Raw genomic sequence first — 13,215 nt, forward strand, 5'->3', positions numbered from 1 at the left:
GTTCCGCCCCGGAGACCGTCCCGGACGCGACCCGGACACGACCCGGACGCGACCACGGACGCGACCCCTACGGGAGAACGCGAGGGCCCCCGGAGGCGGTCGCCTCCGGGGGCCCTCAACGGCATCTCCTCAGGTCACTCGTCGTCCTCGTCGTCGAGGCGGGCCAGCCAGGTGGCCAGCCGCTCGACCGGGATCTCGAAGTCCGGGTTGAGGTCGACGAACTCGCGCAGGCGCTCGGCCAGCCACTCGAAGGTGACCTCCTCGTCGCCGCGCCGGCTCTCCAGCTCCTCGATGCCGCGGTCGGTGAAGTACACGGTTCGCTCCGGTCCGATGGGGATTGACCTGGTCAGGATAGACCGGGCTGGTCGTTCGCCCGCCAGGTGCTCACCGTCACCGTGACGCCCCCGGAGGTGGTGTCGACGGAGTCGATGGCCGCGACCGAGATGTTGCGGGTGACCCGGTCCCGGATGCAGAGCAGCCGTCCCGCGGTGACGCGGTTGAAGCTCAGGTCGGTGTCGGGCCGGGAGTCGATCGCCGTCTGGCACTGCTCGGGGGTGACCGTGGCGTCGGTGATCAGCGCGAAGTCGGAGGCGTCGTCGCCGAAGCCGTAGAAGGTGTCGGCCTTGCCGCCGCAGCAGTCCTTCTTGCCGACGCCGAAGCCCCACTTCAGCTTGGTCTGCCGGGGGACGACCTTGCCCGACTCCAGGTCGATCCGGTAGGCGTCACTGGAGTCGTTCGCCCCGGGGATGGCGAGGGAGACCTTGCTGAGCGCAGGGGTGTAGCCGGTCGGCCGGGAGGGCGCGGAGACGGTGCTCCGGGGGCTCTTCGAGGGCGCGGCCGTCGCCGGCGCGTTGGAGACGGGGCCCGAGCTCGGGGAGGCGTCGCCCCCGGTCGGCGCCGGCGGGTTGGCCGCGGGGGTCGTCGAGGGGGCCTGGGCGGAGGAGCCGCTGTCCTTCTTGCCGTCGTCCAGCTTCTTCATCAGGGCGACGCCGCCGGCGGTGCCGCCGATCGCCATCACCAGGGCGACGACGAGCAGCACCTTCCAGGAGACCCCGCCCTTCTTCTTCGCGGGCTCCGGCTCCTTCTTCTCGGGCTGCGGGGCGGAGGTGACCACCGGGCCGGGCGGCGGGGTGTCGAAGGTCGGGGGCTCGGCGCGCAGCTGCATGGTCGGCGGGGCGGACGGCACCGGCGCGGTGGGCGCCTCGGTGACGGGCTGCGGCGGGCCGTACGCGCCCAGCGCGGGCGGCGCGAAGCCGGGCGGCGGGGTGACGGGCTGCTGCGGCGGGGGCGGGACGGCCGCGGTGGCGGGGTGGGTCTGGTGGGTCTGGTGGAGCGGCTGGGTCGGCGCGGTGGCCGGCGGCGGGGGAGTGACGGGGGCGGCCGGGGGCACGGCGGGCGCGGCCGGGACGACCGGGGCGGCCAGCACGGGGGTGGGCGGGGTCTTCGGCAGGTCCGAGCGGCGGGTGATCTCGGTGTTGACCTGGCGCGGCAGCCAGTCCTCCCCGAAGCGCAGCTGCCCGCCGACCTCCGGGTGGTTGCGGGCGACGCCGATGATCTCGGCCGGCGTCGGCCGGTCCTCGGGGGACTTCGCCAGGCAGCGCTGGATCAGCTCCCGCAGGTCCTCGGGGACGCCGGTGAGGTCGGCCTCCTCGTGCACGACGCGGTAGAGCACCGCGGTGTCCGGGCCGTCGCCGAAGGGCGCCACGCCGCCGGACACGTACGCGGCCAGGGCGCCGAGGGCGAACACGTCGGTGGCCGGGGTGACGGCCCGGCCCTGGGCCTGCTCGGGGGCCATGAAGGAGGGGGAGCCGATCCGGTAGCCGGTGCCGGTCAGGGCGGTGGCGTCGGCGGCCCGGGCGATGCCGAAGTCGATGACCCGGGGGCCGTCCCCGGCGACCAGGACGTTGGCCGGCTTGAGGTCGCGGTGCACGACCTCCACGCTGTGGATCGCCTGGAGCGCCTCGGCGATGCCGCCCATGAGCAGCAGCACGGTGCGCACCGGCAGGGCGCCGTGCTCGCGCACCACCTGCTGGAGGGAGGGACCGGGGACGTACGCGGTGACCAGCCAGGGGGCGTCGGAGTCCAGGCCGCCGGAGTCGATCACCTGCGCGGTGTAGAGGCCGTGGATGCGCTGGGCGCTGCTGACCTCCTGGGCGAAGCGGCGGCGGAACTCGCCGTCCTCCGCGAACTCGGGGCGCACCACCTTGAGCGCGACCGGGCGCCCGCCGGGCGTGTACGAGAGGTAGACCCGGCCCATGCCGCCGGCGCCGAGCCGGGCGTACAGCCGGTAGCCCCCCACCTCGCGGGGGTCGTCGGGGAGCAGAGGCTGGAAGACCGGCGGGAGCTTGCTGGCATCCCGGGGAGTGTCGGCGGTCATGTGGTGAGGTCCCCCTGAGAGCGGTGAGGTCGTACGGCCGGGCCGCCGCTGGCGCGAAGACGGTACGCCGGGCGGCCGACATGGCGAGGCATAACCTATCGATCCGTCAGCGGGGCGTGCAGCGGTGATGCGCATCGGTTGCACAACCGTGAACTGCGAACGCCCGCGGCCCCCGTCCTCCCAGGTCGGGAGGGCGGGGGCCGCGGGCGTCGGAACGTCGGCGCGGGGGCCGTCGTCAGAGGGCGAACACCTCGTCCACCAGGGCCGCCTGCTCGGCGCCGTGGCGCTTGGCCGAGCCGACCGCCGGGGCCGAGGAGGCCGTACGGGCCACGCGGCGCAGACGGGCGTCGCCGCCGGTGCGGCCGACGACGACCTGGAGGTGGTCGACCAGGTTCATCGCGATGAACGGCCAGGCACCCTGGTTGGCCGGCTCCTCCTGGGCCCAGACGAACTGGACGTTCTCGCCGTAGCGGGCCAGCTCCTCCTGGAGCTCGGCGACCGGGAGCGGGTAGAGCCGCTCCATGCGGACGATGGCGGTGTCGGTGACGCCGCGCTCGGTCCGGGCCGCCGCCAGGTCGTAGTAGAACTTGCCGGAGGTGATGACGACCTTGCGGACCTGCGCCGGGTCGACGGTGGTGTCACCGATGACCGGGCGGAACGAGCCCGACAGGAACTCCTCGGTCGCACTCGCCGCGGCCTTCAGGCGCAGCATCGACTTCGGGGTGAAGACGATGAGCGGCTTGTGGTGCGGGTTGTGCGCCTGCCAGCGCAGCAGGTGGAAGTAGTTCGACGGCAGGGTCGGCATGGCGACCGTCATGTTGTCCTGCGCGCACAGCTGGAGGAAGCGCTCCGGGCGGGCGGACGAGTGGTCCGGGCCCTGGCCCTCGTAGCCGTGCGGCAGCAGCAGGGTGACGCCGGAGTGCTGGCCCCACTTCTGCTCGGCGGAGGCGATGTACTCGTCCACCATGGTCTGCGCGCCGTTGACGAAGTCGCCGAACTGCGCCTCCCACATGACCAGCGCGTTCGGGCGGGTCAGCGAGTAGCCGTACTCGAAGCCCATGGCCGCGTACTCCGACAGCAGGCTGTCGTAGACGGTGAAGCGGGCCTGGTCCTCGGTGAGGTACTGCAGCGGGGTGTAGTCCTCGCCGGTCTTGCGGTCGATCAGGACGGCGTGCCGCTGGCCGAAGGTGCCGCGGCGGCTGTCCTGGCCGGCCAGGCGGACCGGGTGGCCCTCCATGAGCAGCGAGCCGATGGCGAGGGCCTCGCCGGTCGCCCAGTCGATGGTGTTGTCCTCGACCGAGGCGGCGCGGCGCTGCAGCTGCGGCAGCAGACGCGGGTGGACGGTCAGCCAGTCCGGGTGGTTGACCTGCGAGGCGGCGATCCGCTTGACCATCTCCTGGGAGATGCCGGTCTGGATGGAGACCGGGAAGTCGGCGACCGGGCGGGCGGCGGTGGCGTCGGCCGGAGCCTGGGCCGCGTCGCGGACCTCGGCGAAGACCTTCTCCAGCTGGCCCTGGAAGTCCTGGAGCGCCTGCTCCGCCTCTTCCATGGTGATGTCGCCGCGACCGATCAGGCCCTCGGTGTACAGCTTGCGCACCGAGCGCTTCTTGTCGATCAGGTCGTACATCAGCGGCTGGGTGAACGACGGGTTGTCGGCCTCGTTGTGACCGCGGCGGCGGTAGCAGATGAGGTCGATGACGACGTCCTTGTGGAACTCCTGCCGGAACTCGAAGGCGAGCCGCGCGACGCGGACCACGGCCTCCGGGTCGTCGCCGTTCACGTGGAAGATCGGCGCCTCGATCATGCGGGCCACGTCGGTGCAGTACATCGACGAGCGCGAGGACGCCGGGGCGGCGGTGAAGCCGACCTGGTTGTTGACCACGAGGTGGATCGTGCCGCCGGTGCGGTAGCCCCGCAGCTGCGACATGTTCAGGGTCTCCGCGACGACGCCCTGGCCGGCGAAGGCCGCGTCGCCGTGGACCTGGATCGGGAGCACCGGGAAGGTGGTGCCGCCCTGGTCCAGGACGTCCTGCTTGGCGCGGACGATGCCCTCGACGACCGGGTCGACCGTCTCCAGGTGGGAGGGGTTCGCGGCGAGGGAGACCTTGATGGTCTCGCCGTCCAGGCCCGTGAAGGTGCCCTCGGCGCCCAGGTGGTACTTGACGTCGCCGGAGCCGTGCATGGACTTCGGGTCGAGGTTGCCCTCGAACTCGCCGAAGATCTTGCCGTACGGCTTGCCGACGATGTTGGCCAGCACGTTCAGGCGGCCGCGGTGGGCCATGCCGATGACGGCCTCGTCGAGGCGGTGCTCGGCGGCGGCGTCGATCGTGGCGTCCAGCAGCGGGATGAGGGACTCGCCGCCCTCCAGGGAGAACCGCTTCTGCCCGACGTACTTGGTCTGCAGGAAGGTCTCGAACGCCTCGGCGGAGTTCAGGCGGCGCAGGATGCGCAGCTGCTCCTCGCGCTCGGGCTTGGTGTACGGCTTCTCCAGGCGCTCCTGCAGCCACTTGCGCTGCTTCGGGTCCTGGATGTGCATGTACTCGATGCCGACGGTGCGGCAGTACGTGTTGCGCAGCAGGCCGAGGATGTCGCGGAGCTTCATCATCTTCTGGCCGCCGAAGCCGCCGACCGCGAACTCGCGCTCCAGGTCCCACAGGGTGAGGCCGTGCTGGACGACGTCCAGGTCGGGGTGCTTGCGCTGCTTGTACTCCAGCGGGTCGGTGTCGGCCATCAGGTGGCCGCGCACGCGGTACGCGTGGATGAGCTCCATGACGCGGGCGGTCTTGTTGACCTCGTCGTCGTGGGTGGTGGCGACGTCGGTGGCCCAGCGGACCGGCTCGTACGGGATCCGCAGAGACTCGAAGATCTCGTCGTAGAAGCCGTTCTCGCCGAGCAGCAGGCGGTGGATCTCGCGCAGGAACTCGCCCGAGGCCGCGCCCTGGATGACGCGGTGGTCGTAGGTCGAGGTCAGCGTCATGATCTTGGAGACGCCCAGGCGGGAGAGGGTCTCCGGGGCGGAGCCCTGGAACTCGGCCGGGTACTCCATGGCGCCGACGCCGACGATGGTGCCCTGGTTCTGCATCAGGCGCGGCACGGAGTGCACGGTGCCGATGCCGCCGGGGTTGGTCAGCGAGACCGTGACGCCGGTGAAGTCGTCCATGGTCAGCTTGTTGGCGCGAGCCCGGCGGACGATGTCCTCGTACGCCTGCCAGAAGCCGAAGAAGTCGAGCGTCTCGGCCTTCTTGATGGCCGCGACGACGAGCTGGCGGTCGCCGTTGGGCTTGACCAGGTCGATGGCCAGGCCGAGGTTGATGTGCTCCGGCTTGACCAGGTAGGACTTGCCGTCCTCCACCTTGTAGCTGTGGTTCATGCCCGGCGAGGCCTTGATGGCCTGGACCAGGGCGTAGCCGATCAGGTGGGTGAAGGAGACCTTGCCACCGCGGGCGCGCTGCAGGTGGTTGTTGATGACGATGCGGTTGTCGATCAACAGCTTCGCCGGGACGGCGCGGACCGAGGTCGCGGTCGGCACCTCCAGCGAGGCGTCCATGTTGGTGGCGACGGCCTTCGCCGGGCCGCGCAGCTGGACCAGCTCGGGGCCGGCCGGGGCGGCGACGGCGGGCGCGGCCGGGGCGGCGGCCTTCGGCGCCGGGGGCGCGGCGGGGGCTGCGGCGAGCGGTGCGGCGGGGGCCGGGGCCGCCACCGGGGCCGGGACGGCCGGCGCGGCGGGGGCGGGTGCGGCCGGAGCAGCAGCGGCGGGCGCGGGGGCGGCGGCGGGGGTCGGCGTGGTGCCGACCGGGGTCGCGGCCTGGGTCACTGGGGTCACCTCGGTACCGGGCTTGTAGTCGGCGAAAAAGTCCCACCAGGCTCGGTCGACCGAGTTCGGGTCCTGGAGGTACTGCTGGTAGATCTCGTCGACGAGCCACTCATTGGGGCCGAAGCCCGTGGAGCTTGCCGAGCTGTTGGGGGTTTCTTGGGACTGTGGCGACACGGCGGCAACCGCCCTCTTCCGCTTCCTTTTGGGATGTTTGGACAGCGGGGATTAAGGCTACGCCCCTGACCAGTGATCGCGCAGTCTTCGGGCCCCAGGCGTCGCCCAGATCACAGTCCTGACCTGCACTTTGGCTGAAAAAGTGCGTTAGGAAGCCGTATCTGAGGGGAACTGATCGGCCTTCGCCAGCGGTCAAAACAGTCCTAATCCAGACATTTCTCCGCTTGGGGACGTACGCGATCTTCGGCGATCACTGTGTCGGTTCTGTGACAAATGACCGGTGTGATGAACCGATCACCCTTGGGTCACTCCCGGGTCACCCAAGGGTCAAGCCTGTCGCTGTCCCGGGAGCCGGACCTCGATCCGGCAGCCGCGGGGGGACTCGGCCACCGCGATCCGCCCGCCGTGCAGGTCCACCGCCCAGCGGGCGATCGCGAGGCCCAGCCCGGTACCGCCGTCCGCGGCCGGGCCGGCGGCCGTCGCGGTGCCGCTGCGGCTGAACCGCTCGAAGACCCGGTTGCGGTCCGCGGGCGGGATCCCGGGGCCCTCGTCCTCGACCTCCAGCAGCAGGCCGCCGTCCTCGTCGTCGGGACGGGCGCGCACGGTGACGGTGCCGCCGGAGGGGGAGTGCTTGCAGGCGTTGTCGACCAGGTTGGCGACCACCTGGTGCAGGCGCTCGGTGTCCGCCACGCCCGTCAGGCCGCTCGGGCTGACCTCCAGGGCGAGGCGGACGTCGCCCCGGCGGGAGAAGGCCCCGCCGGCCGTCGCGCCGTCCACGGTGACGCCGCGCAGCACGCCGTCCAGGAACTCGCGCACCTCGAAGGGGCGGGCGTCCAGGTCGACCACGCCGTCGTCGATCTTGGAGAGGTCCAGCAGGTGGGTGACCAGGCGGCCGAGCCGCTCGGTCTGCTCCAGGGCCGCCTCCAGGGTGGCCGGGTTCGGCTGGACGACGCCGTCCACCACGTTCTCCAGGACGGCGCGCAGCGCGGCGATGGGCGTGCGCAGCTCGTGGGAGACGTTGGCGACCAGCTCGCGCCGGTGTTGGTCGGCCGCCTGCAGGTCGGCGGCCATCGCGTTGAAGGTGACGGCCAGCTCGCCGATCTCGTCGCGGGAGCCGACCTCGACCCGGCGGCTGTAGTCGCCGGAGGCCATCGCGCGGGCGGCGGCCGTCATCTCGCGCAGGGGGGAGGTCAGCCCGTGCGCGAGGAACTGCATGAACAGCAGCGAGGCGATCATGGAGAAGACCATGATGATCCGGATCTGGGTCTCGGACCGGATCGCCACGACCACCATCCCGGTGGCCAGGAAGACGGAGACGATCACCAGCAGGGCGAGTTTGCCCTTGATCGAGCGGACCGGGTCGAGCGGCCGGATGTCGGCCCAGACCCGGCGGGCGGCGCGGGAGGCGAGGGTCTGCGGACGCGCGGTCTCGGCGTCCCCGTCGCGTTGCTGTGGAAAGGTCATGGGTCCCCCGAGCGGGCCCCGCGTGCGTCCTGGTGCGGTCGGTCGTTCGGGACACGGGCCCCCCGGAGGCCCGTCGCCCGAGGTCCGCCGTCAGGACAGCGGGGCCTCCAGTGCGTAGCCGACGCCGTGCACGGTGCGGATCCAGCTGGCGCCGATCTTGCGCCGCAGCGCCTTGACGTGGCTGTCCACCGTGCGGGTGCCGGAGGCGTCGGTCCAGTCCCAGACCTCGGCCAGCAGCTGCTCGCGGGTGAGCACGGCGCGCGGCTGGGCGGCCAGGCAGGCGAGCAGGTCGAACTCGGTGGGCGTCAGGTGGACGTCGCCGGAGGCGAGCCGGACCCGGCGCTGCACGTGGTCGATCTCCAGCTCGCCGAAGCGCAGGCTGCCGAGCGCGGGCGTGCGGGCGGCCTGCTGGGCGCGCTCGACGCGGCGCAGCAGCACGTTGACCCGGGCCGCGAGTTCGCGCATCGAGAACGGTTTGGTCATGTAGTCGTCCGCGCCGACGCCGAGCCCGACCAGGAGGTCCGTCTCGTCGTCGCGGGCCGTCAGCATCAGTACCGGCACCGGCCGCTGGGCCTGGATGCGGCGGCACACCTCCAGGCCGTCGAAGCCGGGCAGCATGATGTCGAGGACGACCAGGTCCGGCTGCCAGGTGTGGAAGCCGTCGACCGCGCCCGGTCCGTCGTGGGCCACGGCGACCTTGAAGCCCTCCGCGCCCAGCCGGGCCGCGATCGACTCCGCGATCGTGGGCTCGTCCTCCACCACCAGCACTCTGCGCTGGCTGTTCACCGTGCCGCCGGTGTTGTGGTTGTCCTGCTGAATCTCTGTCACGGTCACGCCACCGCCCCCAGGGCTGCGGGCCGGCCACCTGTGGGGATGGCGGGCTCCGCTCGTAGTCTTGTTCCGTCGTGGACTGTGCCGGGTCCGCCGCCCCGCCGCGCGATCGGGAACGGGCCGGGCGGTGGTCGGCCGCCCGATGCTCCCGCGCACTTCGCAGCGTACGGACAGCGGATGCTTCCCGGCAGGTGGACCGGACGTTTCCGGCCCGTGGGGCGGCCTTCCGGGCCGCCCGGAGGCCCACCGAAGGGGTGGGCACGGGGCGATACCTTACCCGGGGAATTTTCGCCGGATGACGGTACGTATGCGATGGGGTTCAGGGCGAGCTGCCGGTCAGAGCCGATGCCGAAGCGTTCTCCGGAACTAGGTCCAGACCAATTTTTCGGTAATCGGACTCACTGACTCCGGGACAGTCTTCACGGGCTTTTCTCAGGTGCCTCTCAGAACCTCGACGTAACGTCGTCGCGACGCCGCCCCGCCGCGCGGAATCCCTCGCTCCCGCCGGTACGTTGGGCACGGGGCGGGGAGAACCGGGTGGCTGCGGGCACGGAGCGGAGGCGGCATGGCGGCAGTGTGGCGTGAGTCCGGAGGGCGCGCTCAGGCGCCCGTCGGCGTGCCGTACGGAATGTTCCGCCACGGACTGCGCACCGTCGTCCTCGACTGGTTGCTGGAACGCCTGCCGACGCCCCGGCGCAATCCGTTCACGCTCGGATACCTCGCCGTCGTCGGCGTCACCACGACCTTCGCGAAACTCGCCGACCCGGAACTCGTGCAACGCCTCCAGGAGGCGTCCAGTTCGGACGGGCACAACCTTCTGCAGCACCCTTTGCGGGCTCTCGTGCTCAGCGGATTCTGGGTCGCCGGCGAGGCGTGGATGCCGTACCTGTGGGGATTCGCGATCACCCTCGCGCCGCTGGAGCGCAGGGTCGGCCCGGCGCGGGCGGCGGCGGTGTTCGCGATCGGGCACGTCGGCGCCACGCTGCTCTCCCAGGGCGTGGTGATGGGCGCGGTGGCCACCGGGCGGATGGAGCCCGAGGCGATGGACCGGCTGGACATCGGGGTCAGCTACGGCGTGCTCGCCTGCCTGGGCGCGGTGGCCGGACTGATGTCCACGCGCGGGCGGGTGCTCGCGCTGGGCGCGACCGGGCTGATGATCGCCGGGCAGATCGCCGAGGACCGGGACGTGGTCACGGCCGTCGGGCACCCGGCGGCGGTGCTCGCCGGGGTGGCGCTGTGGCGGTGGCTGCGGCGGGTTCGGCGGCGGCCTCCGACCTCGCGCCCGCGCCGGGTGGCGGCCGCGGCGGTCAAGGGTGTGGCCGCGCGGGGCGGGTTCCCGGCGACGCGCTGAGCCCCGCCGGGCGAGCGGGCCCGTTTTTGACATCCCCTACCGAACGGTCGTTCGCCGGTTGTCCAGGGCCTTCTGGTGTTCGCTCACGGCGAACAAAGCCGCGGGAACATCCGGGGCCCGCCGAGCCTTAGTCAGGTCGACTCAAGTTCACTGACTGGGGAGAGATCATGGCATCGACGTCCACACCGCTCACCCTGCCCGTGCTGCCGCTCGACGACGAGGTCGTGCTCCCGGGCATGGTCGTCCCGCTCGACCTGAAGGACACGGAGGTGCGCGCCGCCGTCGAAGCCGCCCGCGCCGCGGCCACCGGCTCCGGCAAGCCCCAGGTGCTGCTCGTCCCCCGGGTCGACGGCTCGTACGCGGCGGCCGGCACCCTCGCCACCGTCGAGCAGGTCGGCCGCCTCGCCGACGGGGACCCGGCCGCCCTCGTGCGCGCCGTGCGCCGGGTGCGCATCGGTGTGGGCACCACCGGGCCCGGCGCCGCCCTGTGGGTGGAGACCACCCCGTTCAAGGAGTCCTCCGTCGGCACGCCCGTCGCCGGGCGGGCCGCCGAGCTGGTCAAGGAGTACAAGGCGCTGTCCACCCAGTGGCTGCGCAAGCGCGGCGCCTGGCAGATCGTCGACCGCGTCGCCCAGATCGAGGGCGTCGGCGAGCTCGCCGACAACATCGGCTACGCGCCCTTCGCCACCGCCGAGCAGAAGCTCAAGGTGCTCCTGGAGGCCGACCAGGTCGCCCGGCTGGAGTACGCGCTCACCCTCCTGCGCGACCACCTCGCCGAGGAGGAGGTCAACGACACCATCCGCAAGGACGTCGAGGAGGGCGTCGCCAAGCAGCAGAAGGAGTTCCTGCTCCGCCGCCAGCTGGAGGCCGTCCGCAAGGAACTCGCCGAGCTCAACGGCGACCCGGCCGACGAGGAGGGCGACTACCGCGCCCGCGTCGAGGCCGCCGACCTGCCCGAGAAGGTCCGCGAGGCCGCGCTCAAGGAGGTCGACAAGCTGGAGCGCTCCTCCGACCAGTCGCCCGAGGGCTCCTGGATCCGCACCTGGCTCGACACCGTCCTGGAGCTGCCCTGGAACGAGCGCACCGAGGACGCCTACGACATCGCCGGCGCCCGGGCCGTCCTGGACGCCGACCACGCGGGCCTGGCCGACGTGAAGGAGCGCATCGTCGAGTACCTGGCCGTGCGCAAGCGCCGCGCCGACCAGGGGCTCGGGCTGATCGGCGGCCGCCGCGGCGGCGCGGTTCTCGCCCTCGTCGGCCCGCCCGGGGTCGGAAAGACCTCGATCGCCGAATCGGTGGCCCACGCGATGGGCCGAAAGTTCGTCCGCGTCGCCCTCGGCGGGGTGCGGGACGAGGCCGAGATCCGGGGCCACCGGCGCACCTACGTCGGCGCGCTGCCCGGCCGGCTCGTCCGGGCCGTCAAGGAGGCGGGCTCGATGAACCCCGTCGTCCTGCTCGACGAGATCGACAAGGTCGGCTCCGACTACCGGGGAGACCCGGCCGCCGCCCTGCTCGAGGTGCTCGACCCGGCGCAGAACCACACCTTCCGCGACCACTACCTGGAGGTCGAGCTCGACCTCTCCGACGTCGTCTTCCTCGCCACCGCCAACGTGCTGGAGTCCATCCCCGAGCCGCTGCTCGACCGCATGGAACTGGTCCGCCTGGACGGCTACACCGAGGACGAGAAGGTCGTCATCGCCCGCGACCACCTGCTCCCGCGCCAGCTGGAGAAGGCGGGCCTCGGCGACGGGCAGGTCGGCGTCGAGGAGGAGGCGCTGCGCAGGCTCGCCGGGGAGTACACCCGGGAGGCCGGCGTACGGAACCTGGAACGCTCCATCGCCCGGGTGCTGCGCAAGATCGCCGCACAGGCCGAGCTCGGCGAGCGCGAGCTGCCCGTCACCGTCGGCCCGAAGGACCTGCGCGCCCTCATCGGCCGGCCGCACCACGTGCCCGAGGCCGCCCAGGAACCCGCCGAGCGGCGCACCGCCGTCCCCGGCGTGGCCACCGGGCTCGCCGTCACCGGCGCCGGCGGCGACGTCCTCTACATCGAGGCCTCCCTCGCCGACGCCGAGACCGGCGGCACCGGGCTCACCCTCACCGGGCAGCTGGGCGACGTCATGAAGGAGTCCGCGCACATCGCGCTCTCCTACCTGCGCTCGCGCGGCGCCGAGCTGGAACTGCCCGTCACCTCGCTGCGCGACCGGGGCGTCCACCTGCACGTCCCCGCCGGGGCCGTCCCCAAGGACGGGCCCAGCGCCGGCATCACCATGACCACGGCGCTCGCCTCGCTGCTCTCCGGCCGCAAGGTGCGCACCGACGTGGCGATGACGGGCGAGGTGTCGCTCACCGGGCGGGTGCTGCCCATCGGCGGGGTCAAGCAGAAGCTCCTCGCCGCCGACCGGGCCGGCGTCACCACGGTGATCATCCCCAAGCGCAACGAGGCCGACCTGGACGACGTCCCGGCCGAGGTGCTGGAGCGGCTCACCGTCCACCCGGTCGCGGACGTGCGGGAGGTGCTGAAGCTGGCGCTGGAGCCGGCCGGAGTACTCCTGGCCGTTTAGGGGCCCGCCCAGCGGCGTTGAAAGGCGGACGGCATCCGGGCGTGTGACACTGCTCGGATGCCGTCCCCCACGCAGCGAGCCCTGGCGCGGGTGCCGCCGCCGCTGCGGCCCCTGCTCCTCAGGCACCGGCGGCTGGTGAAGTTCCTGCTCGTCGGCGGGCTCTGCTTCCTGCTCACCGTGGTGATCGACTTCGAGCTGAAGTTCACCGTGCTGGAGCACAAACCGGTCGTCGCGCTGACCGTCGCCACCGTCATCGGCACCGTCGTGTCGTACGTGCTCAACCGGCGCTGGGCCTTCCGCACCGGGTGGCGGCGGCGCGAACCCCTGCTGTTCGCGCTGGTCAGCGCCGTCGCCATCGCGGTCAACGACCTCCCGCTGATCGTCTCCCGCTACCTGCTCGACCTGCGCGAGCCGTACGTCGGGCCGCTCGCCCAGGAGATCGCCGACTTCCTCAGCGGGATGGTCGTCGGGACGTTCGTCGCCATGCTCTTCCGGTTCTGGGCCGTGCAGCGGTGGGTGTTCACGACGCCGCCGCCGGCGCCGGAGGACGGTTACGCTGCAACCGAGGTGCCGGGGATGTCGGAGATGTGAAAGATGTCGAAGATGTCGAGGACGCCACGGGATGCGCGATGAAACCGTGAGG

Annotated in this window: 8 protein-coding genes; 3 read left to right on the top strand and 5 right to left on the bottom strand. The window is 72.2% G+C overall.

What is annotated here, in order from left to right; all coding sequences use genetic code 11:
- Positions 1 to 134 precede the first annotated feature (134 nt).
- The 5 genes from ACIBCA_RS06655 to ACIBCA_RS06675 form a co-directional block, all read right to left on the bottom strand.
- Positions 135 to 314: a DUF6104 family protein gene (locus ACIBCA_RS06655; RefSeq protein ID WP_030235677.1), complete on the bottom strand. Its 180-nt coding sequence runs from the start codon at positions 312 to 314 to the stop codon at positions 135 to 137.
- Positions 315 to 346: 32 nt separating this feature from the next.
- Positions 347 to 2,377, bottom strand: coding sequence for a protein kinase (locus tag ACIBCA_RS06660; protein WP_396281712.1), 2,031 nt, complete (start codon positions 2,375 to 2,377; stop codon positions 347 to 349).
- Positions 2,378 to 2,612: 235 nt separating this feature from the next.
- Positions 2,613 to 6,365, bottom strand: a complete 3,753-nt coding sequence (locus ACIBCA_RS06665; RefSeq protein ID WP_396281713.1) for a multifunctional oxoglutarate decarboxylase/oxoglutarate dehydrogenase thiamine pyrophosphate-binding subunit/dihydrolipoyllysine-residue succinyltransferase subunit — start codon at positions 6,363 to 6,365, stop codon at positions 2,613 to 2,615.
- A 327-nt stretch (positions 6,366 to 6,692) separates the two neighbouring features.
- Positions 6,693 to 7,829, bottom strand: a complete 1,137-nt coding sequence (locus ACIBCA_RS06670) for an ATP-binding protein (RefSeq protein WP_396281714.1) — start codon at positions 7,827 to 7,829, stop codon at positions 6,693 to 6,695.
- 90 nt (positions 7,830 to 7,919) lie between these two features.
- Positions 7,920 to 8,657, bottom strand: a complete 738-nt coding sequence (locus tag ACIBCA_RS06675) for a response regulator transcription factor (RefSeq protein ID WP_031076843.1) — start codon at positions 8,655 to 8,657, stop codon at positions 7,920 to 7,922.
- Between the two features lie 619 nt (positions 8,658 to 9,276).
- Here ACIBCA_RS06675 and ACIBCA_RS06680 point away from each other — a divergent pair.
- The 3 genes from ACIBCA_RS06680 to ACIBCA_RS06690 all read left to right on the top strand — a co-directional run bounded on the left by ACIBCA_RS06680 (position 9,277) and on the right by ACIBCA_RS06690 (position 13,163).
- The gene (locus tag ACIBCA_RS06680) at positions 9,277 to 10,011 is read left to right on the top strand and encodes a rhomboid-like protein (protein WP_396281715.1); all 735 of its coding nucleotides are present in this window, start codon (positions 9,277 to 9,279) and stop codon (positions 10,009 to 10,011) included.
- A 167-nt stretch (positions 10,012 to 10,178) separates the two neighbouring features.
- Entirely contained in the window at positions 10,179 to 12,572 is a 2,394-nt protein-coding gene (lon, locus tag ACIBCA_RS06685; RefSeq protein WP_396281716.1) for an endopeptidase La, read from the top strand.
- Positions 12,573 to 12,629: 57 nt separating this feature from the next.
- Positions 12,630 to 13,163: a GtrA family protein gene (locus ACIBCA_RS06690; protein ID WP_396281717.1), complete on the top strand. Its 534-nt coding sequence runs from the start codon at positions 12,630 to 12,632 to the stop codon at positions 13,161 to 13,163.
- Positions 13,164 to 13,215 lie beyond the last annotated feature (52 nt).

Source organism: Kitasatospora sp. NPDC051170 (assembly GCF_044455705.1).
Lineage (GTDB): Bacteria > Actinomycetota > Actinomycetes > Streptomycetales > Streptomycetaceae > Kitasatospora.

What these genes read in the sequence shown, in the direction of transcription:
- ACIBCA_RS06670 (WP_396281714.1), bottom strand. Translation starts at nt 7,829, where the DNA reads ATGACCTTTCCACAGCAACGCGACGGGGACGCCGAGACCGCGCGTCCG.
- lon (WP_396281716.1), top strand. Translation starts at nt 10,179, where the DNA reads ATGGCATCGACGTCCACACCGCTCACCCTGCCCGTGCTGCCGCTCGAC.
- ACIBCA_RS06690 (WP_396281717.1), top strand. Translation starts at nt 12,630, where the DNA reads ATGCCGTCCCCCACGCAGCGAGCCCTGGCGCGGGTGCCGCCGCCGCTG.
- ACIBCA_RS06660 (WP_396281712.1), bottom strand. Translation starts at nt 2,377, where the DNA reads ATGACCGCCGACACTCCCCGGGATGCCAGCAAGCTCCCGCCGGTCTTC.